The sequence below is a fragment of the Paucisalibacillus globulus genome (assembly GCF_900184735.1).
GTDB lineage: Bacteria > Bacillota > Bacilli > Bacillales > Amphibacillaceae > Ornithinibacillus > Ornithinibacillus globulus_B.
In genome coordinates this window covers 24,344-50,104 of the sequence record NZ_LT855405.1, presented here as the reverse complement: position 1 = coordinate 50,104, position 25,761 = coordinate 24,344, and the positions used below count along the sequence as shown (strand labels likewise).

The window sequence follows — 25,761 nt, the reverse complement described above, 5'->3', positions numbered from 1 at the left end:
AAGGGATGGTGACCAAGTTGTTAAAGAATGGTTTTTGTTATGCGGTCGGTATCATGTCAGGAACTTCCTTAGATGGAATTGATGTTGCTGTAGTGAAGATTTCTGAAGAGAAGGAGAACGTCCAATTGGAATTGAAACATTTCGATTCCATTTCTTACTCGGATGAGGTGAAGCAGGCAATATTAGCACTATGTGATCCTAATCAAGCAACCATACAAATGATTTCAAGCATGAATATGTTGCTTGGAAGATTATATGGGGATGCAGCATTGACAGTGATTAAAGATGCAGGTCTACGTCCAGAGGAAATAGCCTTCATTAGTTCACATGGTCAAACGATATTCCATCAACCGGAAGCAATAACGATTGGTGGTCATCATATAACATCAACTCTGCAAATTGGCGATATTAGTACGATTGCGGAACAGACAAGAATTACAACTGTTGGCGATTTCCGAACTAGAGATATGGCTGTTGGTGGCCAAGGGGCACCACTTGTTCCTTACGCTGATTATCTACTTTTCCGTGATAAAGAGATAGGTAGAGTACTAGTTAATATTGGCGGAATTACGAATCTAACCATCTTACCAGCAAATGGGGAAGAGAATCAGGTTAAGGCTTATGACACTGGTCCTGGAAACATGATTATGGATTACTTCGCAAATAGAATTACAAATGGAAAACATAGTTATGACAAGGACGGTGCAATCGCAGCTAGTGGCAAGGTGATCGACGATTGGTTAGAAGATCTATTAAATGAACCGTATTATGCACTAGCACCACCTAAATCAACTGGGAGAGAGCTTTTTGGTGAGGACTACGCAAGTAAGCTTTGGGATACTGCAGATAAACTTTCGATAAGTTTACCAGATAGAATGGCAACGGTGACTAAGTTAACGGCTATAACATTAACCGATCAAATAAAGGCTCATTTACCGTCAGCATCAATTCAAGAAGTATTTATAAGTGGTGGAGGATGTTACAATCCATCACTAATGAAAGAAATTGAAAGCGGTTTACCGACCGATGTCAGGCTCCGTAAGATGGATGAGATTGGTATGCCTGCTGATGCCAAAGAAGCAATGGTCTTTGCGTTACTGGGGTATCAGTATTTGAATAAAAGAACGAATAATTTTCCACCAGCTACAGGAGCTAAACGGAAAGTCATGATGGGCAAAGTAGCTTGGGGAAACGTTAAGGAGGTGAAATGACTTTTAGCATTCATACATTAGTTTTTACTTATTATCTCAAAAAATAGTTAGGGGGAAGTTAATCATGAAAGGAAAAATGAAGTTATTTGTCATGATGCTACTTGCAATCAGCTTTGTACTAGTACTTAGCGCATGTGGTGACGATTCAGACGGTGAAACAGGGGAAGATGGCGAATGGACTGGTAAGATCACAATCTGGGATGGTCCTCGTTGGGCAAAAGAAGGGGACACTTCTGGTGAAGAAGGTAAAGGTAACCAATACTTCTGGTTAGAAGAAAAAATTGAGGAATTTGAAAAGGATCATCCAGGAGTAGAAATTGAATTAGTTCAAGTACCTTGGGCTGAAATGCCTGACAAATTAGGTGTAAACATTGCAGGTCAATCTTGGCCGGATATCGCACCAGTAGACATTAGTGGTAGTGCAGTAAGTATTGATCACATCGACCAAGGTGTTATTGAGCCTCTAAATGATTTCTTCACAGAAGAAGAACTTGGTGATTTCTATGAGAATGCATTAGATGCTTATACGTATAATGACAAACTATACGGTATTCCAAACTCTATTACGGTTCACTCTATGCTATTAAACTTAGACCTATTTGAAGAAGCTGGTGCAACAGTACCTGAAAATGGCGAATGGACTTGGGATGAGTTTGTTGAAGCGGCAGAGAAATTAACATTTGATCGTGATGGCGATGGAGAAATTGATGTATATGGATTCTCTACTTATATCCTACCTGGATATTATGAAGCATGGCCGTTCTTCTACATGAATGGTGGTCAGCCATTAAGTGACGATCTAACAGAGTTCACATTCGATTCACCTGAAGCAATTGAAGCTATTCAAGCATTAGCAGATATCAAACTAAAACATGAAGCAGCTCCAGTATCCATGGGTGGTGCTGATGTAGGTGGTACATTCCAAGCTTGGGCTAGTGAAGAACAACGTACAGTAGCAATGGAGCCATGGGCAACATGGGCAATTTCTTCTGCTCAAACAGCATACCCAACTAACTTCATGGTTGCTAACTACCCAACAGGTTCAAGTGGTGAGCCTGTGACAATCGGTGGAGTTGGTGGTTGGACTATGTTCAAACAAGATAGCGACGCTAAGAAAGAAGTAGTAGCAGAGTTCATGAAATCTATCTCTGATACTGATGAGCAATTCTTAATGTCTCAGTCTTATGGAATCTTCCCTGCACGTATCAGTGCTGCAGAAATGGATCCATTTGCTGAAAACCCAGAAATGGCTCGTGCACAAGAAATGTCAGAACAAGTTGTGATGCTTCCTCGTCATCCAGAATGGAAGAAAATCGACGAAATCATCCAACGTGAACTACAACTAGTATTCAACGGTGAGAAAACAGCTGAAGAAGCAATGGCAACAGCCAAACCAGAAGTTGAAGCATTACTAGGAGAATAATTAGTAGTCTGGTAGACTTCGGCTCGTTCCGGAGTCTACCGGATTTTAATCTGAGTGTTGGATATGGGGTACTTCAAGTAAGGTTCCGCCTCTCCAACACGTTTTACACTGAAAGTTGAATGAAGATACCGGTCATTTCAGACGAAAGTAAAGTATTACATACCCAGGAAAGACAACGGGGAGGGAGAAAATTGCAATTATCAGCTCGATTTAAAAATGCTGGAGAGAGTTTAAAAAGAACAGGAAAACAAATGCGTAAAAACTATGCGGCATACCTCTTTTTACTCCCGAAGTTGATTTTATTCACATTGTTTATTGCCATACCAGTAGTGTGGGCATTTCTATTATCTTTCCAGGAATATCAGATTATAGAAGCCAATACATTTGCTGGAATTGATAATTACCTGAAAGTTTTTCAAAGTGAAGCATTTAGACAGGCATTACTTAATACAACGATTTATACCGTAGTAACCGTACCTTTTAACGTTATCACGGCATTAATCGCAGCATCATTAATCCATTCATTAGGAAGGTTTGCTCAGAACTTTTTCCGAGCAGCATTTTATTTACCAACCGTTACATCCATGGTAATTATCGCGATGGTTTGGCGTTGGATGTACAACTATGAGTTTGGTTTATTTAACCATGTTATGGGTTGGTTTGGAATGGAGCCGATAAACTGGCTCGGTCAGACGGATTCAGCTTTATGGGCAATTATCATTATGCAAATGTTAATTCCATTTGGTGTTGGAATTATTCTATATATGGCTTCTATGAGTTCTATTTCAGACTCACTATATGAAGCGGCTACGATTGATGGTGCCAATGCATTTCAAAAATGGCTTAAAATCACCATCCCAATGCTAACACCTTCAACTGTATACTTAACACTTCTAAGTACGATTGGATCCTTCCAAGTGTTTACACAGATTATCTTAATGACTGGTGGAGGACCAGGTTATGCAACGGAAACATTAGTACACTTAATCTACAAAACTGGTTTTAGAGACTTTGAATTTGGATTAGCTGCAGCACAATCTGTTGTACTATTCGTAATTATTTTCATCATATCCGTACTACAATACAAAGTCTTGAATCGGAATAAATAGGAGGGAAATACATGAAGAAGCGATTTAAAGTAAATAAGCTAATTACTTACTTGTTGTTATCAGTAGCAGCTGTTATTTCCCTTTTACCACTTTATTGGGTGTTTAGTACATCTTTACAGCTTAAAAGTTTTCAGGATGAAGAATTGGAGCGCCCAACCTCCTATGTAAATGCCAACCCACCAAAAATGTATCCGATTGGGATTACGGAATACTTGGAGCATTGGGGAAAAGCAAGAGATGCTGAGAAAGCAGGAGACGCTGAACAAGAAGCCTATCATCGTGAAGTCATGAGCATGATTGTAAAGGATACTTTCTCAGGATTTAAAAACTTATTCGAGAAAAATCAAATGGGAATGTGGTTCTTTAACAGTCTCTATATCGGAATTGTTGTTACCATCGGAATCCTGTTACTTGATTCAATGGCAGGCTATGTTCTCGCCAAAAAGCGATTTCCAGGACGGAATCTCATCTTCTGGTTAATCATTTCAACTATGATGATTCCTTCACAAGTAACACTTGTTCCAATGTTCATTATGATTCGAGATCTAGGATTAATGGATACACACTGGGCACTCATCTTACCAGATCTATCCATGGTATTTGGGGTATTCCTCATGCGGCAATTTATGTTATCCATTCCAGATGAATTAATAGAAGCCGCCAAAATTGACGGAGCAAGTGAATGGAAAACATATTGGAAAATTGTCCTACCACTAGCAAGGCCAGGTCTAGCAGCACTAGGAATATTCACATTTATGAACGTGTGGAACTCATTCCTATGGCCAATTATCGTATTAAACAGTGCAAAGCTTTACACATTACCAGTTGGTTTGAAAACTTTACAAGATGCAAACTTAGCCGATTTCAAACTACTAATGAGTGGTGCAGCAATAGCAGCAATACCAATGATTATTGTATTTTTAATCTTCCAACGTCACTTTGTAAAAGGATTGACCCTGGGAGGCGTGAAAGAGTAGAGGGATTGTTGTTGGGATAGTGGAGTTGTTTTATAGTTTGGTGGAGTATGTGGGGGGATGTGCTCGTGAGTATGGATCATGCGCCCAAATGGGAGTAGGATGTGCCTGAAAAACTGGAACATGTGCCCAAACGAGCGCAGGATGAGCCCGGAAATCTGGACTATGCGCCCAAACGAGAGCAGGATGAGCCCGGAAATCTTGAGTATACGCCCAAACGCGAGTAGGATGAGCCCGGAAATCTGGAGCATACGCCCAAACGCGAGTAGGATGAGCCCGGAAATCTGGACTATGCGCCCAAATGAGCGCACCATGTGCCCGGAAATCTGGCCCATACGCCCAAATGAGAGTAGGATGAGCCCGGAACTCTGGAGCATGCGCCCAAACGAGAGCAGGATGAGCCCGGAACTCTGGAGCATGCGCCCAAACGAGCGCAGGATGTACCCGGAAATCTGGAACATGCGCCCAAACGAGCGCAGGATGAGCCCGGAACTCTGGAGCATGCACCCAAACGCGAGTAGGATGAGCCCAGAAATCTGGACTATGCTCCCAAATGAGCGCATCATGTGCCCGGAAATCTGGCCCATGCGCCCAAACGCGAGTAGGATGAGCCCGGAACTCTAGAGCATGCGCCCAAACGAGCGCACCATGCGCCCGGAACTCTGGAGCATGCGCCCAAACGCGAGTAGGATGTACCCGGAAATCTGGCCCATGCGCCCAAACGAGTGCACCATGTGCCCGGAACTCTGGAGCATGTGCCCAAACGAGACCATATGCCCAAACTCAAGCATCATGCACCCACTAATCTCAAAACAATCAACCCTCTACCCAACTACTAAAAGAAATAAAATAGGATGGTATGCGAATGAATAAACTTTCAGCTTTGGTTACGGAAATGAGAAATGAACATTCGATGGCTATTGATAATATGTCTACTGGTGAGATATTGTCGGTTATTAATAATGAAGATTTTAAAGTGGCTCAGGCCGTTCAACAAGTGTTACCGCAAGTGGAGCAGGCTGTGGAGAAAATCTATCATTCTTTGAAAAATGGTGGGAGATTATTTTATGTTGGTGCTGGTACCAGTGGTAGACTTGGAATCCTTGATGCGGTGGAATGTCCGCCAACTTATAGTACGCCACCTGACCTTGTGCAAGGTGTTATGGCTGGTGGGATGAAAGCAATTGAAAAGGCAGTTGAAGGTGCTGAGGACAGTGAAGAGCTAGGTGCCCATGATTTAGAAGAAAGAGGATTAACCGAAATTGATGTAGTAGTTGGAATCGCTGCAAGCGGTCGGACTCCTTTTGTTGCGGGGGCACTAAAATATGCTCAGAAAATTGGAGCTGCGACAATCAGTTTAACAAGTAATGCCAATGCTATTATCAGTCAATTTGCGGATGTGAAAATTGAGGTGGTTACTGGGCCAGAAGTGATCACTGGTTCTACCAGAATGAAAGCAGCCACAGCTCATAAACTTATTCTTAATATGTTGACTACGACTACGATGATCAAGATTGGTAAGGTTTATGAGAACCTTATGGTGGATGTGAAAGTAAGCAATCATAAATTAAAAGAACGTGCTATTAATATTGTATCTACTATTACAAATGTCTCCTATGAGAAAGCAAAAGAAACTTTAGAGCAGTCGAATAATGAAGTGAAGCCGGCAATCGTGATGATTAAGGCGAAAGTTACGTTAGAAGAAGCTAAGAATGCAATTGACCAAGCAAATGGATTTGTTCGAAAAGCAATCGAAATCGCAAGTACTGGCAACTGAAGGGGGATTCCACATGATAACATATCGAAGCTATCAATCTGGGGATGAGGTACAGATCGTCAACCTTTGGAATAATAGTCTACCACGAGATCCAATCACAGCTAAAAGATTTCGTAATTTAGTATTATTAGATGCAAACTTTGATCCGAAAGGACTTTCTTTAGCATTTGATGAGGATAAATTAGTCGGAGTGGTTTACGGTTTACGCCGTCTTCTACCGATGATTGGAACAGAGTTAGAAGAAGAGAATGGTTGGATTACGTTCTTCTTCGTTGATCCAGAATACCATCGTAAAGGGATTGGTTCTGAATTATTGAACCAAGTCGATGCGTTCTTTAAGGAGAATAATCGTACCAGTATATTCTTTGCCTCTTATGCGCCAAACTATATATTACCTGGTTTGGATGAGGAGAGTTATCCGGAAGCATATGAGTTTTTATTAAACCATGGTTTCCAGAAACTGTATTCACCTGTAGCTATGGACCGCAATTTATTAGATTTTAAGCTTTCAGATGAAATCCTTGAACTGAAAAAGAAGCGTGAGGCAGAAGGCTATACCATTTCTATTGCAGAAGATAAGGATTTATATGAAGTTATCCAATTTGCGAATCATGTATTTAACCCAGATTGGGGAAGAGCAATTCGTGAGGGACTTCTTCAGGTCTTACCAATGGAGAGGGTTTTAATTGCCAGACACCACCAAGAATTGGTAGGATTTTGTTTATATGGTGGATATGAAGGAATACCAGAGCGATTCGGCCCATTTGGAGTCGATCCTAATCAACAAGGTAAAGGTTTGGGGAAACTTTTACTTCAAGAGTGTTTATTCCAAATGAAGGCAGAGGGGCTTCACAATGCTTGGTTCTTATGGACTGGTGAGAAGAGTGCAGCTGGCCATTTGTATTTAAAAACTGGATTCCATATCACAAGAAAATTTCATGTAATGAAAAAGGATATATAGGTAGTATAGAAAGAAGAAAAGAGTTGATCTCATGTCTTACATGACAGGAGGTTTAACGATGCTAACAGAGATGTTACCGTCGTTACCTCCCTCAGAGAGGAAAATAGCAGCTTTTATCATTGAACAACCAGAAGAGGCGATCAAGTTAACAGCGCAAGAGTTAGGAAAAAGAAGCGATACGAGTGGGGCTGCGGTCATTCGGCTTTGTAAATCTTTAGACTTAAAGGGATTCCAAGATTTAAAGTTCCGGATTGCAGGGGATTTACAAAAAACAACAAATGAAGGTTTTCGTGATATTAGACCGGATGAGGGATTACAATCCATTATTGAGAAGATGACAACGAATAGCATACAAACGATTAAAGAAACAGCGGAACTTCTACAAATCGATGAATTGGAGAAGGCTGTACAATTGTTATTGAATGCGAAGAAGATCCATTTTATTGGTGTCGGTGCATCTGGCATTATTGCTAAAGATGCTCAACAGAAATTTTTACGAATCAATAAAACGGTGCATGCCTTTTCAGATATCCATATGGCGGCAACGCTAGTCGCTAATGGGGATGAAGATGAAGTTGTTGTTGGGATATCGTTCTCAGGTGAAACCAATGAAGTTGCTAAAGTGCTTGAACTAGCAAAGCAAAAGAATATGAAGACCATTAGCTTAACGCGATACGGGAGCTCAAAAGTGACCGAACAAGCAGATATTAGGCTATACACATCGGCAACTAGAGAGCCAACTTTTAGAAGTGGTGCTACTTCTTCACGTATTGGGCAATTACAAGTTATTGATATTCTATTCATGCGAGTAGCAACATTAAAATATGATGAAACAGTGGAGTATATTGATGTCACGAGAGACGCGATTGACTTCATTACACAGAATGGTAAGAAAAAGTAAGAAAATAGGCTAACTCATTTGAGGGTTGGCTTATTTTACTTAAGGAGGAAAAAGTCATGCGGTATATGCCTTGGCACATAGAACGATTGGATGAATTAGTAGCTTTATGGAATAAGGAATTGCAAGAACGATTTCCAATGCGGACAGAGCTTTTTAGACAGAATAGTTTTCTAGATAAAAATATCTCGTATGAAGGGTCACGTATTGTTGTGAATGATGAGGACGAGGTAATTGGCTTTGTCATTGTGAAAGTTCTAAAAGAAGAAACAGAAGTGAAAATGCGTGATGATATTGGTTGGATTCAAGCTATTTTAGTAGATTCTCAATATCGTAACAAGGGAATTGGATCTGAACTTCTTAAACATGCAGAAGCAATTATTAAACAGAGAGGGCTTAAGACTATCTTCTTAGGGCGGGATATGTATCATTATCTTCCAGGAATACCGCAAGAAGATCAGCACACCATATCCTGGTTTGAAAAAAAGGGTTATCAACATGACCAGTCTAATGTAGATATGACTCGTTCCTATGACCAGGCCGAGGAAATTGATTGGCCAAGTAAACCAGATGCGGAGTTTAGTATTTTACAAGAATCCGAGAAAGAAGAATTTCTAGGCTTTCTTCATCGCTGTTTCCCTGGGAGATGGGAGCATGAGGCAGTACTTTATTTTCAAGAAGGTGGAACTGGCCGTGAATTTGTAGTGTTGAAAGAGAATGGGGAGATGGTTGGATTTTGTCGGATAAATGATCCAGATTCTCCGATTATTATGGGGAATATTAACTGGGCTCCGCTATTTGATGATAAACTTGGTGGTGTAGGTCCGCTTGGCGTGGATGCCAAGAAGCGAAAAAAGGGTTACGGTCTTGCTATTGTTCAAGCAGGTATTGCTTTTCTTAGAGAAAGAGGAATTAACCAGATTGTCATTGATTGGACGGGATTAATTGATTTCTACGGTAAATTAGGCTATGAAGTTTGGAAAAGCTATGAAGGCTATCAAAAGGAGATTTAACCATGCGCGATAAAGTAATTGATTTTTTACAAAAAGAAGTAGAGTTGAACCATATTCCAGGAGCAGTTATCCATGTTTCGCATAAAGGAAATGTGATTTTGCAAGAAGCGGTTGGAAATCGAGTCGTGTTCCCAGAAAAGGCTCCGATGCAGCTAGATACTGTGTTTGACCTAGCTTCCCTGACCAAGGTAGTGGCAACGTTACCTGCGTTGTTAGAACTAATGGATGATGGGGAAATTAGACTGGATGACCGGGTTTCCTTTTTCCTACCTGAATTTGGTCAACAAGGAAAAGAAGAGTTAACGATAAGGCATTTATTAACACATACTTCTGGATTACCATCACATATTGAATATTTTAAAGAAAATTTGAATACCGAACAGATTCTGAATCGTATTTATAACCAGGAACTTGTCTATCCAACAGGGGAAAAAGTGGTGTACAGTGATCTGGGATTAATTACACTATACAAAATTGTTGAGACCGTGACGGGTGAGAAGTTTACTGACTTTGTCGGGCGTGAGATTTTTGTCCCGCTAGAAATGCATGAAACTGGGTTTAACCCAAGCTTTGAACAGAATCGTTATGCAGTTACAGAGTTTAGTGAAACACTTCAAGTCTATAAATCTGGTATTGTTCATGACGAGAATACAGAGTCTATGGGTGGTATTAGTGGTCATGCTGGGCTGTTTTCTACGGTTGGTGACCTTGCTAAGTATACCCAAATGATTGAGAATAATGGTGTATATAATGGGAAGCGTATCTTATCGGAGGTAGCCCTCCATCTATCTCGAAAAAACTATACCGGATTTGATGCGGAACATCGTGGACTTGGTTGGATATTAAAGGGTCCGACATACTCTTCTTGTGGTGATTATTTCTCAGAAAGTTCTTATGGTCATACAGGTTTTACTGGTACTAGTATCTGGTTCGACCCCGAGGTAGATTTACACGTGATTCTACTAACGAACAGAGTACATTTTGGTAGAAAACCACCAATACTAAGATTACGTCCGAGACTGCATAATATTATTCGTTCAAACTTTTGATAGAAAGGAAGAGATGGCTTGCTGAAGCGTAAGTATGGGAACCGTCATGATTGGCAGCGGATTACGAAGAGACGATATGCTCAATCCTATTTAGATGCTGAATCGTTTAAGGGTTATATTACCTTAATTGATATGGTTAAAGTAAGGGAGCCCCTCTGGATCACATATGAAAATAGAGAGTTATGTTTAGTCGATGATGGTTACATGTGGCTTCAGCAATTTCCTTTTGGTAAGAATCACATGGTAACCACCACATTCGACCAGAATGGAAATATCGTGCAGTGGTACATTGATATTTGTCAGGCATATGGAACAGATAATGGAATCCCAACTATAGATGATTTGTTTCTGGATATTGTTGCACTGCCAACGGGAGAAGTCTATTTATTAGACGAAGATGAGTTGGAAGAAGCTCTTACTACAGATGTCATCGATCAAAAGATTTATGATTTGGCTTGGACAGAAGCCAAGCGTTTATTGAAAGAAATAAAGGAAGGCATATTCGACCTTTTCAATTTAGCTGATTTACATAAGAAAACGCTAGAAAAGACATTGGAAAGTCCTGTTTAAGGGGTGATGACGATTCTTTTACATAAACATTATCTTTGGGTGTATTTTATCCTCTTTTATCTGATATGGACAATCCGTGAGCTTTGGTTGGTAGATTTTATAAATACAATGGATCCTACTGTAGCTTCGATTGTTGGAGCGGTGATTAAATTACTCGTATGGGTTGCGCCTATCATCATACTAGTTAAACTAGTTGAAAAGAAGGAACCATTAAAATTCTTAGGATTAAGGGAGAACTTAAGTAAGGGCTTTGGTTGGGCAACGTGGGTTTCATTTGCATTGGTCATTTTTTTCATAATGGCAAATCTACTATTCTCGCAAACAGAAATAAATCTTAATTTGGGGCTTCATACTTGGCTAAATACGGTCATTCTAGTTGGTATTACAGAAGAAATTGTTTTCCGTGGCTTTATCTTGAGAAAACTCATGCAACAATTCACTTTTTGGAAGGCGAATTCCATAACGGCATTGCTATTCTTAACAATTCATTTTCCAATCTGGTTTCATCATGAATTGTTTGAACGTCCTGGAATCCTATTCACATTCATTCAGGTCTTTATTATAGGATTTATTTTTGGACTTATTTATCGAAAATCTAACTCCTTGTGGTCTGTTATTATCATTCATTCCGTCTACAACCTTGGAGTATCCATTTTTATTTAGAAAGCTAGGTGTTTTAATTGAACAAAGAATCTGTCCTAGAAATCTGGGAAGCGTACAAGAAAACAAATCCGAATGCTCCGGATAAATATGAAGCGTGGGCGTTTGGTAATTCTAAAGAATTAGCTGATAAACTACTTGGACTAGTCCTTGAAGGAACCAAAACAGCGACTGCATCAAATTATAATTATTTTGGTGGAGATAACGAACCATTACCACAGGTCGGTGATTTAAGCATTATCCTTAACGGAGATGGAGAAGCAGTAGCCATTATCGAAACAACATCAATCGACATCGTTCCATTTGATGAAGTGACAGAGGAATTTGCTTATTTAGAAGGAGAAGGAGACCGTTCACTACGATATTGGCGAGAAGTTCATGAATGGTTCTTCAAAACAGAATTAGAAGGAACAGATGAAGAGTTTCATGATAAACTCCCTATTGTTTGTGAGGAGTTTAGGGTAGTATATAAAAAATAATGTTATCTTCTTTAGATACGGAAAAGTTGAATAGGTTATTAAAGAATTTGATGCAAGTGAGATTGAGCATTTTAATTTCTACTGTTTAGTTAAGCTAATTCCAGTATTAGTGTTTATTCCTATATTGTTTGATATTGTAAGAAAACGAAAAGCAAGGTAAGGAAGGGTTTATTATGAGAAGTAAAATAAGTATGCTATTGTTGGCCGGACTAGTCGCATTAGTCGGGGTTTTTGCCTTCAAACAAACACAGGAAAACAAGCGATATGAGGAATATTTGTCACTACAGGTGTTTAATGATTACTCAGAAATGGCTTTTAATATTTTACAAGGTCACAAGTATTACAATGAGATTTTGGAAACAGGTAGAATTAGCGCCGAGCATTTGCGCTTTCTGATTGAGAGTAATAGTAATATTAAGATGAATGCACAAGATTATCAACTTTTTGCGATTGATATAAATCGATTAGATGGTGAAGAAGTTTCTAATCTAACCTCTAATAATGCTGCTAGTACGGGTATTTACTTTTTTCGCTTAGCAAGTCAATTTGCTGAAGAACTAGGAGTATATAATGAAGAGACTTACGGAATCTACCCAGTCGATTTACTGTCGAACGAGTCCTTTAAGTTAGATGATGATATGATAAAAAACATTACAATGATTCGAGATTTGAATCAAGAATGGGTAGATGTGTTAGTTGAAAATATGGAAGGTGTGAGTGAACATAGTCCTATTGACCATAGTTCCTATACTGACGCATATTTTGAAAAAACGATAGAAAAAGATTTCTGGGTCGAGGTCTTGGTTGGGCTAGAAAAAGCAACAGAGAAATTTCTTAAAGAGCAACATATTGTTCAGGATATTGGTACACTTAACTAATAGAGAATGGAGTGAGGAATAGATGGAGGCTTTTGGACTTATTGGTTTGTTATTTTCTTTAGTTGGTTTAATTATTCCAATTGCGGTTACAGTTTTTCTTTTGGTATGGATCCATGGAATTAAGGCAAATAGTGAAGTACAAGTTCAACAAAATCAAAAAATCATTGAACTTTTAGAGGAAATAAATAATAAATAGGAGAGTGCCATTTCTGCTCATGAACAGGGCGAGAAATGGCACTCTTATTAATTAGTTAGATTTAATAAAGTCCTCTAGTATTCTATTAAACTTCTCGGCATGTTCCCAAAACATCATATGACCACCAAGAATTTCAACTCTAGTATCTAGAGATAGAAATTTTGTGAATTCAACGGCAGTCTCTGCCCAATGATCCGCTACAACCGTTAATGTTGGAAGTGTCTCATACGCTTGCTTGGCCTCTTTTCGATAGTCCGCAAACATTCCCGATGCAAAAAGATTACCAGCAATGTAATATGGTGTTTTCATAGACTGCTCAACCAGCCAAGTCAACTCAGCCTCACTCATATCCCGCTGTACCATCACCCCGGTTATGTAGGCTTTTATAAATTCACGCTGCCCTTGTGGGGTCCTAAGAGAGTTATTGTAGATAGCTGCAATATCATCAAGTGCCCCTTCAACCCAATCTTCCGGATCAGCGGATAGTGACTTCGGTGGCATATCCACCAAAACCATCGATTTAATACCATCTGTACCATATTCCTTGAAATATTCCCAAGCTGTCAGACAGCCAAAGGACCATCCCACAAGTGTTGCATCTCTTACTTCTAATTGCTGCAGAACACTAGCCAAATCTGCACCATGTGTAACATAATCATTCCCATGTACCGTTATCGTAGACCTCCCGTGACTTCTTGGGTCGATAACAATTACCCGATTCGTTTTGGAAAAGTACTCCACTTGTTTATCAAATACCTCGGTCGTAAACGTAAACCCTGGTATAAACACAATGGGATCACCTTCCCCAACATCTTGAACAAAAAGCTCTACACCGGAATCTACTTCAATATATTTACCAGACATAAAGAATCCCCCTTTCTATTAGTTAAAATATATTTTCCTGGTAGGCATAATAGAACAAGTTGCTCGGGTTATTGTTCATTTTGATGTTAGTTTTGTGTTGAAGTGAAGATTGATAGAATTTCTTGCAACATTTGGTGAGAGATTTGGAGATGAAATGAAGAATGAGAGACTCTCGCACATCATTTTAGATTGGAACTGGAGATGAAATGAAGAATGAGAGACTCTCGCACATCATTTTGGATTGGAACTGGAGATGAAATGAAGAATGAGAGACTCTCGCACATCATTTTAGATTGGAACTGGAGATGAAATGAAGAATGAGAGACCCTCGCACATCATTTTAGATTGGAACTGGAGATGAAAAGAAGAATGAGAGACTCTCGCACATCATTTTAGATTGGAACTGGAGATGAAATGAAGAATGAGAGACTCTCGCACATCATTTTGGATTGGAACTGGAGATGAAATGAAGAATGAGAGACTCTCGCACATCATTTTAGTTTGGAACTGGAGATGAAATGAAGAATGAGAGACTCTCGCACATCATTTTAGATTGGAACTGGAGATGAAATGAAGAATGAGAGACTCTCGCACATCATTTTGGATTGGAACTGGAGATGAAATGAAGAATGAGAGACTCTCGCACATCATTTCGGAAAGGGACTGATGATGAAATGAAGAATGAGAGACTCTCGCACATCATTTCGGAAAGGGACTGATGTTGAAATGAAGAATAAGAGACTCTCGCACATCATTTCGGAATAGAACTGGTGTTAAAAGAAGAATGAGAGACTCTCGCACATCATTTCGGAAAGGGACTGATGTTGAAATGAAGAATAAGAGACTCTCGCACATCATTTCAGAATAAAACTTGTTATGAAAAGAATAATGAACGAACTTAGCACATCATTATTAAACAGAATCACTCTTGAAATGAAGAATAAAGCCCTATCCTCCCCCTAACTCCCAAGAAACCAAAATCCGCCATAATAGCTTTTTAGAAGGAATTTTTTTCAAGCATGAATTTCTAAGTTGTACATATATTTTTAAGAAGAAAGAGGGGTGGATTACCTAAATGCCACCAGCTCTTGAGAGTAAGCATAAAAAGGGGGTTAAACAGAAAATGAAGAGGAATATTTGGTTAACATTAATCATGGCATTTCTGCTAGCTTTTGTAGTTGCTTGTTCCGATGATAAGGATTCTGGTTCAAATGTTGGAAAAGATGGTGAAATAGCGGGGGATTTGGAGATTCAATATTTTGTTGGTGGTTATGGTGATTCCTGGTGGAAGGAAGTAATTGCCGATTTTAAAGAAGCCTATCCTGATGTCAATATCATTGAACATGCTGGTCCAAATATCAATGAAGAAATGCGTTCGAGATGGGTATCCAATGATCCACCTGATGTCGTGTACATTGATGGGGCAGGATCTAGTGAAACACAGATGGTTGAAGATGGCCAACTAATGGATTTGACTGATTGGGTAGCGGGGGTTGAACTCGAAGGTGGTGATAAGCTTGCGGATAGTTTTATTGTAAAGCCGGCTAATTATGACGGGAAAATTTATTCACTACCGCTTGTCTTTGATACATGGGGTACATGGTATGACAAAGCATTATTTGAAGAAAATGGCTATACCGTACCAACGAATTTTGATGAGTTTATGGAATCGATGAGTGAGATTAAAGCTGGTGAAGGAATTGATCCGTTTGTAACGACTGGTCAACATCCATATTACTTCCTACGCGGAATGCTTTATCCAGCATTTGCAGCAGCAGGCGGGGAAGAGTTACTAGCTGATGTGATTACTGGAAAAGAGGGTGCTTGGTCTAGTGAGCAAGTATTAGAAATTATGCAACGGGTTGAAAAAATGGTAGAGGAAGGTATGTTTGATTCTGGTCTAGGGGCATTGAACCATACCCAGTCTCAAATGAACTTCTTGCTTCATGAGAATGCGTTCATCCCAGTTGGATTCTGGTTACCAAATGAGATGAAAAATGATATTCCAGATGGATTTGATTTTGGATTTATTCCATCACCAATGAATGCAGCAGATGAGAAGTATGCGATTGTTCCGGATTTACGACCGTTAGCCATAGCGCAGGAAGCGGAAAATCCAGATGCAGCGAAAGCTTTCGTGGAGTTTGTATTCACTAGAGAATATGCTAGTTCTTTCTCGGAACATACAGGGGCCATTATGAACCTCAATGGGGTGGACTTAACACAGAATGAAAATGTACCAGAATACTTGATGGAAGCAAATGCGATGATAAATGATCCGGACGTGGTACAGATTTATGAAAAACCACATCCAATGAGTGCTGATTTAGAAACTCCTATTGGCAATGCGCTAATCTCTTTAATGCTAGGGAACATGACAGCAGAAGAATTCGTAGCAGAAGCAGAAAAAGCAGCTGAAGAATATCGTGCAGGACTAGAATAAGAATGATGGGGACAGTCACTCGTGTTAATAATGAGGGTTTGTCCCCAATAGAAATGAGTGATTCGAATGGTGCAGTCTAAAAAGCAAAAATATATTTTTTTAGCTTTCTGCTTAGTTCCTACTTTCATATTGTTTTCTATTTTTACCTTGTATCCCTTGTTTAGTGGGCTATATTTTTCATTTTTTGATTGGTCTGGATCGTCTAGTGTTAAGGAATTTGTCGGTTTTGCAAATTATATTAAATTATTTAAAGATAGCATTATTCCCGATACGATTATGCATGATTACTTTCTAGTGGTGACCAAGATATTGGGAATTATGGTTCTAGCCATGTTCTTTGCGGTTGCACTTACTCAATTGAAAATAAAAGAAGCACCGTTCTATCGAATAGTGTTCTTCTTTCCAAATATCATGTCCGTGGTAGTAATCGGTATTTTGTGGACATTTATTTATAATCCTAGCTTAGGATTAGTAAATTCAGGTCTAGAGTTTTTAGGGTTAGAAGAGTGGGCAAAACCTTGGCTTGGAGATGAGAAGTGGGCACTCCCAAGTATTGTTTTACCTGCTGTATGGGCTGGGATAGGATTATTTATGTTGATGTTAATGGGAGGTATTGCGAATATCTCGAAAAGTTTTTATGAAGCGGCTAAGATTGATGGGGCTTCGGAATGGCAACAGTTTTGGAAAATCACATTACCGCTAGTTTGGCCACAGGTGAAAGTTTCTATTTTATACATTGTCATTACCACATTAAATGGATCCTTCATCCTGGTTCAAGTCATGACAGGTGGTGGACCAAATAATTCCACACATGTGATGGGTTCCTACCTATATCAACAGGCCTTTAAGCAATATAATTTCGGTTATGGTGCCACGATTGGTGTGATGATTTTGGTATTGTCTTTGATAACCGTATTATTCTTACAGTTTCTTATGAGACGTGAGAAAGTAGAGTACTAAGGAGGGGTGGACATGAAGCGGAGTGTTGGACAAATTATGGGTAGGACGGGCATTCGAATACCGCTCATATTGTGGACCATTGCTGTACTGTATCCAATTTTTTGGATGTTTCTGGGGTCGTTTAAATCCAATGCAGAGATTTACCGGAATCCTTGGGGATGGCCAGAAACGTTTAACATTGCGAACTTTAGCCAGGCATGGACGAATTATAATATTGATGTCAGTGTGTTTAATAGTTTACTAGTTACGTTGCTTGGTGCTGTTTTGACACTTGTATTAGCGATTCCTACAGCCTATGCTATTGAACGAATGAATTTCCGAGGAAGTAAAGTGCTTTTCACTGTTTACATATCTGCTATGATGATTCCAATGGTATTAGGCTGGATCCCGTTGTTTTTCCTCCTAGACGATTTGAATTTGCTTGATAATATTTTTGGTCTAGCTATTGTCTATGCAGTCAGTCAATTACCTTTTAGCATTTTTGTCCTCACGAGCTTTATGAGCACCATCCCGAAGTCATTGGAAGAGTCTGCTGCAATAGATGGCCTGTCTCCATATGGAATTTTATTTAAGATCGTAACGCCACTTTCCATGTCAGGCATTATAACCGTCACGATTATGAATTGTATTCAATTTTGGAATGAGTATTTTATGGCGCTCATCTTCCTCCAAACCAAAACCAATTATACGCTGGCTCTAGCAATCGATTATATTAGTAATGAAGCGCAATATACAAATGCTTGGGGCACTTTATTTGCGAGTCTTGTGATTGCGATTGTACCGGTGATTATTCTTTATGGGATCTTCCAGAGGAGAATTGCGAAGGGGATGACGGAAGGGGCAATTAAGGGATAGTTATTACTCGGAATTTTATAGAAAAAACTACTACAGAATGTATGTTCTTGTCAGATTGGTAATATACTATAATAAAAATAGCAATTATATAAGCATGGTGGGCGGTTGATCATCTCCTTTAAAAGGAGGTGGTAATATGACGATTTTCGAAGCACTAACTCTATCAGTACAAGTTATTGTAGCATTTATTGCGACTTTGACATTGATAGTAACTCTGATCGTCATTTTAAATAGAAAATAACCGCCCCACTTGACCAAAGGATGTGGCGGTTATTCCCATCTTAGAATATACATAATGCTTTTTCCGAGGTCAACCGCTCTTTATGCGGTTTGTAATTGTGTTTGCCGGGTGGTTGCAGCCACTCGGTTTTCTATCTTCATTATAGCACATTCTGAAAGGAATTATGATAAAAACGTTATTCTTTTGTAATCTCTTTCGTACGAAGTCTTGTTAAATGACACTTACATTGTGTCATAAAAATGCATCCATCTTTGATATAGCTCATTCTGCAAATCTTTTTCATTAAACATATTTAAATCTCTTTTAGCATGAAAAATCAAATTCTCCCTATCGAGACCGGTACAATTAAAAGTAGACCATATTTTTTGATTTTTCTTATGAAATTCATGAATAAATTCAGTAAGTTCGTAGTATGCTAACTCTCCTGATTTCCATTGATTAAAGTGTTGAAAAAGTGGCTCGAGCTCTTTTTCCGTTAAATGTTGATGATACTTATCCAAAATTTCTATATCACGTTTACGTTCTTCTTTAGGTTTCTTCATAGAACATCCTTCTTTCATTCGGTTTCAAAACGGTAAATTTTCATCATGAACGTCTATTTTTGCGGAATTCTTTCCATTCTCCTGATTCTCATTATTATTAGAGTCAAACAGTTCTTGCATAGTACCTTCCTCTTCCCATGTAAAACCGTATGGAACTCCCCCTGCAGTATAACCTGCAATGTGTGCAAAGGTTTCATCACTATCAAAAAATAAATCATCTTTCTGTTGCTTCTTCTTAGCCTCTTTACGTTTTTCAGCATCTCGTTGTTTTTGAATCTCTGAATCTTTTAATTTTTGCTTGTAGGTTTCTTTAAAAGTATAACCAAGGAACCCCAGTTCAGATACTGCACAAAATTTATTTACAGCAAAATGTTTACTATATCCGTGAACAAGATTCTTACCTTCGTATTTTGGTATCCAAAGTCTCGCAGATTGGATTCTGCTCTGGCGATTTAATCGCTTATGCTTTGGGGTATCTTTCTTTTTCTTCTTCTTAGCCATACTGATAACACTCCAATTATGAAGACTTATATATTGGTTGAATCAACATATTTTTGGTTAGTATAATAATAACAAATATGTATAGAATTCGGGGAGTTATAAGGTGACTACTGAAAAACAAATACAATCTTTATTAAAAAGGATTACCCAATTAGAAAAAGAAAATAGTACTTTGAAGCAACTATTAAATATACATAATATTCCTATAAATCTACCGAAGGAATCTTTCGATAACCGTGAAATTAAAATAAGGAAAAGAATGCAAATTTTTAGAAGCCTATTTAGGGGAAGAGAAGATGTTTATGCGTATCATTGGACGGATAAAAAGGGTCAAACAAATTATTCACCGGCTAAAGTTGGAAAATCACCAACTAAACACTACCTTCCTTTAACGGATCAAGTTATTTATGATCATCTGTCCGGTAAACAAACCATAGGCATTTATCCCCTTTTAAAAGATAACACTAGTTGGTTTCTAGCCGTTGATTTTGATAAAGGTGCTTGGCAAGAAGAGGCTAGAATGTTTTTAGATGTTTGCAAAGAGCATAGCATTCCTGCTTATACAGAGATATCTCGGTCAGGAAACGGTTGTCATGTTTGGATATTTTTTAAGGAGCCAATACCTGCTGTGCTTACTAGAAAATTAGGAAAACAATTATTATCTAAAGTTATGGAAAAGGGAAAGAATATTGATTCCTTTGACCGAATGTTTCCGAACCAGGATACACTTCGGGAGGGCGGCATCGGTAATTTGATCGCACTTCCACTTCAATACAATCCAAGAAAAAATGGTCATAGTGTTTTTGTAGATGAAAATTTCAAAGTCTGTCCTGAACAATGGGAATAGCTAGCGTTAAAAAATTAGATATAAATGATATTAAAAGATTAATGATATCAACAATCGAGCAGGAACCAACAATAAAAATAATCGATGAAAACGCTGATTCAAATCCAAATAAGATTACAGCTATTTTTCGTAATGAAATTTATATTGCTAAGAAGGGAATCCCTTCTGAATTAATTCTTAAGCTAACAAAACTTGCATCATTTTCTAATCCAGCTTACTACAAAGCAAAGGCACAAAGACTATCGCTTAATAATATACCTAGGAATATTAAGGGATTTGAAGATGATGGAGAATATTTAATATTTCCCCGTGGGTGCCTAAGTGAGATTGAAAGTCTATTAATAGACGAGTCAATTGAATTTTCATTAGTCAACCACTCTAATAGTGGGAAGGCAATAAATGTAGAATTTAAAGGGAAACTACTTTCAACGCAAGAGGAAGCAGTAATACAAAGTCTAAATTCTGGTGGAGAAGTGAAAGACATTGTAAAACAGTACGGTCAAGTGATTGTTGATGAATGTCATCATATCTCAGCATTTAGTTTTGAAAGTGTATTAAAGGAAGTTGAAGCAAAATACGTGCACGGTCTAACTGCAACACCTACAAGGAAAGATGGGCTCCACCCGCTTATGACCATGCAATGTGGGCCTATTCGATATAAAGTTAGTGCAAAGGAACAAGCAAAAGTTCGGCCTTTTAGACATGTATTAATACCGAGGTTTACAGAGTTTAAATCTAAGGATGAAAATATACATGATTTATACACCGCATTAGTAGAAGATAAGAAGCGAAATGAAATGATATTCAACGATGTTCTTCTTGAGTTAGGGAAAGGTTCTACACCTATTATTCTTACCGAAAGAAGAGAACATGTTTTAGAACTTCAATCTATGTTTACTGGTTTTGCAAGAAATATCGTAATCCTTATGGGCAATTTGACTAAACAAGAAGAAGAAAGTGCCTTAAAGGAATTAAGTACATTACCAGAGGAAGAAGAGCTTTTGATTATCGCGACAGGAAAATATATAGGTGAGGGATTTGACTTTGCACGCTTAGATACCATGTTCTTAACTTTCCCATTTTCATGGAAGGGTACACTTCAACAATATATCGGTAGACTTCATCGGCTGGATGAAAACAAACATGAGGTTAGAGTATATGATTATGTAGATAGTCATTGTGAAATGTTACAGAAAATGTATGAAAAAAGGAAAAAAGAGTATAAGGCTTTAGGATATGTTGTTGAGGATAATTCATCTATATTAGAAGACACCCAACAAATGCAATTGTTTTAGAAAAAAATGCAATGTTCGTTCGTTTCTTGCTAGTTGAGTTCAATGCGTCATGGTAAATAGAAAATAACCGCCCCCTCGACCAAAGGATTAGGCGGTTACATCTATGACATACACATTGCTTTTTCTCGAGGTCAACCGCTCTTTATGCGGTTTATCATTGTTCTACCGAGTGGTTACCGCCACTCGGTTTTCTTACTTTATTATACCATAAAACCTGATGAAATATAACAATACTTAGCTCCGTAACCATGAGTTAGCTATAGGCTTTATCCCTTTTGATTCAATTGTTTATTCATAGAAGCCTCCACCCTTTTAAAGTAAAGAAGGAATCCAATCCAATATAGACTATACAAAACAGTAAATAACAAAATACCTACCCCAACCGATAGTGGAGTAAAAGGGATCCAGCCGACAGGAAGAGCAATTAAGAAGTAAGCAGAAATCGAAAGTCCGAAATGGATGATTGTTTTTTTCAATGGATTCCATTTATCCGTTTCATATATTAAAGATGCTATACCGAAGTATACACCTAAAAGCATGCTTGCTAACATATGATTCCAAACCTCTGCTGCACTTTGTTCAATATGGGAAAATTTAATAATAGTGAGGGCAATAAATGTCGCAATACCACCAAATGCAATACCCACCAGACTACGTTTCAATATTTCCTTAATCATTTGTTTGCCCTCCCATAAATAGTTTTTCTTTAACTTTTGCCACATTGTTACGCGTGATATATTCTTTGTTTCCGGAATGAAAGTAAACACAAAGATTCCCATTAAACGATAATTCAAAACGCTGAATATGATTTAAATTGCCGATTACTGATTTGGAAAATCGCATAAAATCATGAGGTATCAAAATTTCTTCCACTTCGTAAAGTTTCATTTTTATTTCGATGTTCAGATTAGAAAGCGCAGCAAATACTTTTCGGTTCTCTGCATAAATATAATCAATGTCCCCAGGCTCTAGCAAAACAGTTTGATCGTTTTCCATGCCGAATAGGCGCTTAGATTTTCGCTTTTGGAGTACTTGGATGATTTCCTCCAGCTCCTCTGACCACTGCTTTGCTTGAATCGTAATGGTTGTTTCATCATGCTTATCATCAATATCAATGTTTACCTTCATCTTCATCTTCATCCCCCTTACCCCTGAAGAACTCCATTAGCCTCGTGCTTGTTTCAAAAAGTGCGGATACCGTAATATGGCAACAATAAATGCCCCAAAGCCGAATGCCAAAATGATAAGTACAGCTAGAAAGAGATCTTTTTCTATTAGTGTACCATTTAATGCATCTTGAAAGGCTTGATGTGCCCAAAATTGTGGGAGAAAGTGGGCAATAGTTTGGATGAATTTGGGCATGAGCTCCAGTGGTACCCAAAGTCCGCCTAACATCGCGCCGCCAAGTCCAATTACCTGCGTGATAGCAATGCCCATGTTTTCTGTTTGGACAAATAATCCTAGTGCAAGCCCGAGCCCTGTTGCAGTGAAGGATAGCGCAATTGCTAAGATAACTAGAAATATAGGCTGTTCGATTGGTACTTGGTATACAAGTTTGCCGAAAACTATTAGAATTACAATTTGTATGAACACGATAAGCGTGTATGGTATCCATTTGCCAAGTAAATACAGTTTAGGGGAAAGGGGTGTACTGGCTATTCTTGCTGTCATTCCAAGGTCTCTATCTTTTAGAAAAGCAGAGACCATTGAAATCATGATGAAAAACACAAACATGACTGCGTATCCCGGAATAATGGACAATATTATATCTTGTTTGGAAGCTTCCTCCGTTCCAGATGCGAAAATACTAACTGCTAGAACGATAAAAGCAATTGGGAGAATTACCATCCAAAAAAGTAATCCTCGATCTTGTAGGTTCTTCTTCATTTCTAAAATAAGCATCGCACTCATTGATAAACCTCCTGTTTGATCGTATTTTCTGGACGTATGGATGGATTTCCCTCTCGAAGCTCACTACCCGTCAATGTAAAGAACACATCCTCTAGCCGGGGTTGGACAAGTTCCAAACGCTCTAGGTCTTTAGGGTTTGTTTTATAGCATGTTAGTATTTCCTCCATCACTTCTAGTGGAGTGTCAGTTTTGATTAGGTGTCCATCCTTTCGTTTTGTGATCTTGCCAAACTCGCCAATCTTATTGGGGAAATGATTTTTTGCTTTAGCAAAAACGGAAGGAATGGCATACTTTTGCAGTAAACTAGGAATTGATCCGGTTTCAATAATTTTTCCTCGATCAATAAAAGCAATTTGATCACAAAGCTGTTCCACCTCTTCCATGTAATGCGTAGCGTATATAACAGTACAACCTTTACTCTGCAACCCTTGGATCATCTGGAAAATATACCTTCTCGATTGCGGGTCTATCCCGACAGTCGGTTCATCCATGATGATTAGCTCCGGATTATGCATGAGTGCACAACCAATGTTTAAACGACGTTTCATGCCACCCGAGAAATGCATTACTTTGTCTTTTGATCGGTTCGATAGTCCAATATCGTGTAATACTTCCGTCGCTCGCTTCTTTAATTCCTTCCCACTAAGTCCATACAATTTTCCGAAAAAATATAAATTGTCAATGGTTGATAGTGTTTGTTCAAGGCATAACTCCTGAGGTACATAACCAGTTATCCTTTTTAGTTGATCATTCTTCTTAGTTAGTTGTATATCACCATGATAATCTTGGATAATAGAAGCCAAAATCTTTAATAAGGTGGATTTTCCAGCACCATTAGGACCCACTAACCCAAAGCAAGAGCCTGTTGGAATCGTGAGTGAAACATGGTCAAGGGCTACCTCTTTTCTATAGTGCTTTTTAACATTTTTTATTTCCAACAAAAAAAATCACCGCCTTTTTCTTCATTATGGCAGTGATTTGAGTATAAATATGGTGTGTATGTATAACTTGTTGTTTTTAGAGTATGAGATAACAGAAGTGGTGAATGACAGTATTCGCGAACTTTCTTTATCGAATGGGTGTTTGGCTATATAGATAAGAAGAATTAGATCCGAGGGTTTGGAATGAAGAAACGTGAAGTAATTCGTAAGCTGGATTAGAACGTTTGTTCTTAAATAACTGGCGATTAACAGTGTTACAATTAAGATAACAATTATATAAGCATGGTGGGCGGTTGACCATCTCCTTTTAAGGGAGGTGGTAACATGACGATTTACGAGGCGTTAAGCTTATTGGTACAATACAATATTGCTTTAATTTCAGCTATAACCCTGGTTGTAACGGTAATCGTCTTTATAAACAGAAAATAACCGCCCCCTGACCAAAGGATGTGGCGGTTATTTCCATCCTAGACTATACATAATGCTTTTCCCGAGGTCAACCGCTCTTTATGCGGTTTATAATTGTTACTACCGAGTGGTTACCGCCACTCGGTTTTCTTACTTTATTATATCATAAATCTTGTTAATATATAACAAAACAAGCGTTACTCTTTCTAAAAGTTACCTACTTTCTCTAACACGAACATAAAACAAATAAATTATTAAAAAAAACTATTGAATTACGGAACAAAAACTGCTATATTTTTTTTAGCAAATAGGAAAGTTATATAATCTTTCCTACTAGCAGAAGTAGTTGAAATGAGAATTAACTATAAATAGAGCAAAAAAGTGATATGTACTAGTTGACTTACATACATTAATGGGGAAAGGACAGAAAGCCTCTTTTTAGAGAAATTTAATTTATTGATTTCGTAATCTTATATCTTATAGTTTTACCGAACAGTACGCACCCAACGGGTAAGGACAGCTTGCGTGATGCAATGCCTTTGCCTGGTAGAGAAGGGTGTATTTTTAATGCCAAAAATTATGACTGATTGTCATTCTTTTTCATGAAGCGCATGAAATAGCAGGCTTATATTGTCGATTTATCGGGCATTAGTATAGTTATACGCCATAAGGAAAAAGTAATTGTTATGGTAGTGACTCGTGAAGCATAGAGGGTTGTCCACCTCTAGTGAAAGATTAAAGGAGGGATGGAAGTT

Annotated in this window: 26 protein-coding genes; 19 read left to right on the top strand and 7 right to left on the bottom strand. The window is 38.4% G+C overall.

Features of this window, described 5'->3' with window-relative positions; genetic code table 11:
- Positions 1-5 precede the first annotated feature (5 nt).
- The 14 genes from BN999_RS18335 to BN999_RS20810 all read left to right on the top strand — a co-directional run bounded on the left by BN999_RS18335 (position 6) and on the right by BN999_RS20810 (position 13,198).
- On the top strand, positions 6-1,211 hold the full coding sequence (locus BN999_RS18335; protein WP_096273880.1) for an anhydro-N-acetylmuramic acid kinase: 1,206 nt from the start codon (positions 6-8) through the stop codon (positions 1,209-1,211).
- A 64-nt stretch (positions 1,212-1,275) separates the two neighbouring features.
- Complete coding sequence (locus BN999_RS18330) at positions 1,276-2,634, top strand: extracellular solute-binding protein (RefSeq protein WP_096273878.1); 1,359 nt, start codon at positions 1,276-1,278, stop codon at positions 2,632-2,634.
- Between the two features lie 191 nt (positions 2,635-2,825).
- On the top strand, positions 2,826-3,743 hold the full coding sequence (locus BN999_RS18325) for a carbohydrate ABC transporter permease (protein ID WP_096273876.1): 918 nt from the start codon (positions 2,826-2,828) through the stop codon (positions 3,741-3,743).
- Positions 3,744-3,754: 11 nt separating this feature from the next.
- Positions 3,755-4,720 carry a carbohydrate ABC transporter permease gene (locus BN999_RS18320; protein WP_096273874.1) on the top strand — a complete coding sequence of 322 codons (966 nt, stop codon included), beginning with the start codon at positions 3,755-3,757 and terminating at the stop codon, positions 4,718-4,720.
- Positions 4,721-5,576: 856 nt separating this feature from the next.
- Positions 5,577-6,494 carry an N-acetylmuramic acid 6-phosphate etherase gene (gene murQ, locus BN999_RS18310; protein WP_373453644.1) on the top strand — a complete coding sequence of 306 codons (918 nt, stop codon included), beginning with the start codon at positions 5,577-5,579 and terminating at the stop codon, positions 6,492-6,494.
- A 13-nt stretch (positions 6,495-6,507) separates the two neighbouring features.
- Positions 6,508-7,455 (top strand): GNAT family N-acetyltransferase, encoded by a 948-nt coding sequence (locus BN999_RS18305; protein WP_096273868.1) that lies wholly within the window; start codon positions 6,508-6,510, stop codon positions 7,453-7,455.
- Positions 7,456-7,513: 58 nt separating this feature from the next.
- Positions 7,514-8,356, top strand: coding sequence for a MurR/RpiR family transcriptional regulator (locus BN999_RS18300; protein WP_096273866.1), 843 nt, complete (start codon positions 7,514-7,516; stop codon positions 8,354-8,356).
- Between the two features lie 56 nt (positions 8,357-8,412).
- Positions 8,413-9,366 (top strand): GNAT family N-acetyltransferase, encoded by a 954-nt coding sequence (locus BN999_RS18295; protein WP_096273864.1) that lies wholly within the window; start codon positions 8,413-8,415, stop codon positions 9,364-9,366.
- Positions 9,367-9,368: 2 nt separating this feature from the next.
- Entirely contained in the window at positions 9,369-10,415 is a 1,047-nt protein-coding gene (locus BN999_RS18290; RefSeq protein WP_096273862.1) for a serine hydrolase domain-containing protein, read from the top strand.
- 18 nt (positions 10,416-10,433) lie between these two features.
- Positions 10,434-10,985, top strand: a complete 552-nt coding sequence (locus BN999_RS18285) for a DUF402 domain-containing protein (protein ID WP_096273860.1) — start codon at positions 10,434-10,436, stop codon at positions 10,983-10,985.
- 39 nt (positions 10,986-11,024) lie between these two features.
- Positions 11,025-11,648 carry a CPBP family intramembrane glutamic endopeptidase gene (locus tag BN999_RS18280; protein WP_217988503.1) on the top strand — a complete coding sequence of 208 codons (624 nt, stop codon included), beginning with the start codon at positions 11,025-11,027 and terminating at the stop codon, positions 11,646-11,648.
- A 17-nt stretch (positions 11,649-11,665) separates the two neighbouring features.
- On the top strand, positions 11,666-12,124 hold the full coding sequence (locus BN999_RS18275) for an ASCH domain-containing protein (RefSeq protein ID WP_096273850.1): 459 nt from the start codon (positions 11,666-11,668) through the stop codon (positions 12,122-12,124).
- A gap of 173 nt (positions 12,125-12,297) precedes the next feature.
- Positions 12,298-13,002 (top strand): hypothetical protein, encoded by a 705-nt coding sequence (locus BN999_RS18270; protein ID WP_096273848.1) that lies wholly within the window; start codon positions 12,298-12,300, stop codon positions 13,000-13,002.
- 22 nt (positions 13,003-13,024) lie between these two features.
- On the top strand, positions 13,025-13,198 hold the full coding sequence (locus BN999_RS20810; protein ID WP_096273846.1) for a hypothetical protein: 174 nt from the start codon (positions 13,025-13,027) through the stop codon (positions 13,196-13,198).
- A 51-nt stretch (positions 13,199-13,249) separates the two neighbouring features.
- Here BN999_RS20810 and BN999_RS18260 read toward each other — a convergent pair whose 3' ends face one another.
- Positions 13,250-14,062 (bottom strand): alpha/beta fold hydrolase, encoded by an 813-nt coding sequence (locus BN999_RS18260; protein WP_096273844.1) that lies wholly within the window; start codon positions 14,060-14,062, stop codon positions 13,250-13,252.
- Between the two features lie 1,123 nt (positions 14,063-15,185).
- Between BN999_RS18260 and BN999_RS18255 the strand changes: the two genes are divergently transcribed.
- The 3 genes from BN999_RS18255 (at position 15,186) to BN999_RS18245 (ending at position 18,320) form a co-directional block, all read left to right on the top strand.
- Positions 15,186-16,505, top strand: coding sequence for an ABC transporter substrate-binding protein (locus BN999_RS18255; RefSeq protein WP_096274415.1), 1,320 nt, complete (start codon positions 15,186-15,188; stop codon positions 16,503-16,505).
- A gap of 66 nt (positions 16,506-16,571) precedes the next feature.
- On the top strand, positions 16,572-17,465 hold the full coding sequence (locus BN999_RS18250; protein WP_096273842.1) for a carbohydrate ABC transporter permease: 894 nt from the start codon (positions 16,572-16,574) through the stop codon (positions 17,463-17,465).
- Positions 17,466-17,477: 12 nt separating this feature from the next.
- Positions 17,478-18,320 (top strand): carbohydrate ABC transporter permease, encoded by an 843-nt coding sequence (locus tag BN999_RS18245; RefSeq protein ID WP_096273840.1) that lies wholly within the window; start codon positions 17,478-17,480, stop codon positions 18,318-18,320.
- A gap of 462 nt (positions 18,321-18,782) precedes the next feature.
- Here the strand turns inward: BN999_RS18245 and BN999_RS18240 are convergent, their stop codons facing one another.
- Positions 18,783-19,103, bottom strand: coding sequence for a hypothetical protein (locus BN999_RS18240; RefSeq protein ID WP_096273838.1), 321 nt, complete (start codon positions 19,101-19,103; stop codon positions 18,783-18,785).
- 24 nt (positions 19,104-19,127) lie between these two features.
- Entirely contained in the window at positions 19,128-19,604 is a 477-nt protein-coding gene (locus BN999_RS18235) for a hypothetical protein (protein ID WP_096273836.1), read from the bottom strand.
- 103 nt (positions 19,605-19,707) lie between these two features.
- Between BN999_RS18235 and BN999_RS21130 the strand changes: the two genes are divergently transcribed.
- Together BN999_RS21130 and BN999_RS21125 are read left to right on the top strand one after the other, a co-directional pair.
- Positions 19,708-20,451, top strand: coding sequence for a TOTE conflict system archaeo-eukaryotic primase domain-containing protein (locus BN999_RS21130; RefSeq protein ID WP_255247525.1), 744 nt, complete (start codon positions 19,708-19,710; stop codon positions 20,449-20,451).
- 41 nt (positions 20,452-20,492) lie between these two features.
- Positions 20,493-21,746: a DEAD/DEAH box helicase family protein gene (locus tag BN999_RS21125; RefSeq protein ID WP_255247524.1), complete on the top strand. Its 1,254-nt coding sequence runs from the start codon at positions 20,493-20,495 to the stop codon at positions 21,744-21,746.
- 266 nt (positions 21,747-22,012) lie between these two features.
- Here the strand turns inward: BN999_RS21125 and BN999_RS18225 are convergent, their stop codons facing one another.
- Genes BN999_RS18225 through BN999_RS18210 form a run of 4 tightly spaced genes read right to left on the bottom strand, consistent with a single transcriptional unit; the run spans position 22,013 to position 24,598 of the window.
- On the bottom strand, positions 22,013-22,423 hold the full coding sequence (locus BN999_RS18225) for a DUF3021 domain-containing protein (protein WP_096273834.1): 411 nt from the start codon (positions 22,421-22,423) through the stop codon (positions 22,013-22,015).
- Entirely contained in the window at positions 22,416-22,880 is a 465-nt protein-coding gene (locus BN999_RS18220) for a LytTR family DNA-binding domain-containing protein (RefSeq protein WP_255247523.1), read from the bottom strand. Before BN999_RS18220 ends, BN999_RS18225 begins: the two co-directional genes overlap by 8 nt.
- A gap of 30 nt (positions 22,881-22,910) precedes the next feature.
- The gene (locus BN999_RS18215; protein WP_096273832.1) at positions 22,911-23,657 is read right to left on the bottom strand and encodes an ABC transporter permease; all 747 of its coding nucleotides are present in this window, start codon (positions 23,655-23,657) and stop codon (positions 22,911-22,913) included.
- Positions 23,654-24,598: an ABC transporter ATP-binding protein gene (locus BN999_RS18210; RefSeq protein ID WP_096273830.1), complete on the bottom strand. Its 945-nt coding sequence runs from the start codon at positions 24,596-24,598 to the stop codon at positions 23,654-23,656. Before BN999_RS18210 ends, BN999_RS18215 begins: the two co-directional genes overlap by 4 nt.
- Between the last annotated feature and the right edge of the window lie 1,163 nt (positions 24,599-25,761).

Bases quoted from the DNA above. Each gene is read 5' to 3' on its own strand.
- BN999_RS18335 (WP_096273880.1), top strand. From the start codon at position 6: ATGGTGACCAAGTTGTTAAAGAATGGTTTTTGTTATGCGGTCGGTATC.
- BN999_RS18330 (WP_096273878.1), top strand. From the start codon at position 1,276: ATGAAAGGAAAAATGAAGTTATTTGTCATGATGCTACTTGCAATCAGC.
- BN999_RS18320 (WP_096273874.1), top strand. From the start codon at position 3,755: ATGAAGAAGCGATTTAAAGTAAATAAGCTAATTACTTACTTGTTGTTA.
- murQ (WP_373453644.1), top strand. From the start codon at position 5,577: ATGCGAATGAATAAACTTTCAGCTTTGGTTACGGAAATGAGAAATGAA.
- BN999_RS18305 (WP_096273868.1), top strand. From the start codon at position 6,508: ATGATAACATATCGAAGCTATCAATCTGGGGATGAGGTACAGATCGTC.
- BN999_RS18300 (WP_096273866.1), top strand. From the start codon at position 7,514: ATGCTAACAGAGATGTTACCGTCGTTACCTCCCTCAGAGAGGAAAATA.
- BN999_RS18295 (WP_096273864.1), top strand. From the start codon at position 8,413: ATGCGGTATATGCCTTGGCACATAGAACGATTGGATGAATTAGTAGCT.
- BN999_RS18290 (WP_096273862.1), top strand. From the start codon at position 9,369: ATGCGCGATAAAGTAATTGATTTTTTACAAAAAGAAGTAGAGTTGAAC.
- BN999_RS18270 (WP_096273848.1), top strand. From the start codon at position 12,298: ATGAGAAGTAAAATAAGTATGCTATTGTTGGCCGGACTAGTCGCATTA.
- BN999_RS20810 (WP_096273846.1), top strand. From the start codon at position 13,025: ATGGAGGCTTTTGGACTTATTGGTTTGTTATTTTCTTTAGTTGGTTTA.
- BN999_RS18260 (WP_096273844.1), bottom strand. From the start codon at position 14,062: ATGTCTGGTAAATATATTGAAGTAGATTCCGGTGTAGAGCTTTTTGTT.
- BN999_RS18255 (WP_096274415.1), top strand. From the start codon at position 15,186: ATGAAGAGGAATATTTGGTTAACATTAATCATGGCATTTCTGCTAGCT.
- BN999_RS18250 (WP_096273842.1), top strand. From the start codon at position 16,572: ATGGTGCAGTCTAAAAAGCAAAAATATATTTTTTTAGCTTTCTGCTTA.
- BN999_RS18245 (WP_096273840.1), top strand. From the start codon at position 17,478: ATGAAGCGGAGTGTTGGACAAATTATGGGTAGGACGGGCATTCGAATA.
- BN999_RS18240 (WP_096273838.1), bottom strand. From the start codon at position 19,103: ATGAAGAAACCTAAAGAAGAACGTAAACGTGATATAGAAATTTTGGAT.
- BN999_RS18235 (WP_096273836.1), bottom strand. From the start codon at position 19,604: ATGGCTAAGAAGAAGAAAAAGAAAGATACCCCAAAGCATAAGCGATTA.
- BN999_RS21125 (WP_255247524.1), top strand. From the start codon at position 20,493: ATGATATCAACAATCGAGCAGGAACCAACAATAAAAATAATCGATGAA.
- BN999_RS18225 (WP_096273834.1), bottom strand. From the start codon at position 22,423: ATGATTAAGGAAATATTGAAACGTAGTCTGGTGGGTATTGCATTTGGT.
- BN999_RS18220 (WP_255247523.1), bottom strand. From the start codon at position 22,880: ATGAAGATGAAGGTAAACATTGATATTGATGATAAGCATGATGAAACA.
- BN999_RS18215 (WP_096273832.1), bottom strand. From the start codon at position 23,657: ATGAGTGCGATGCTTATTTTAGAAATGAAGAAGAACCTACAAGATCGA.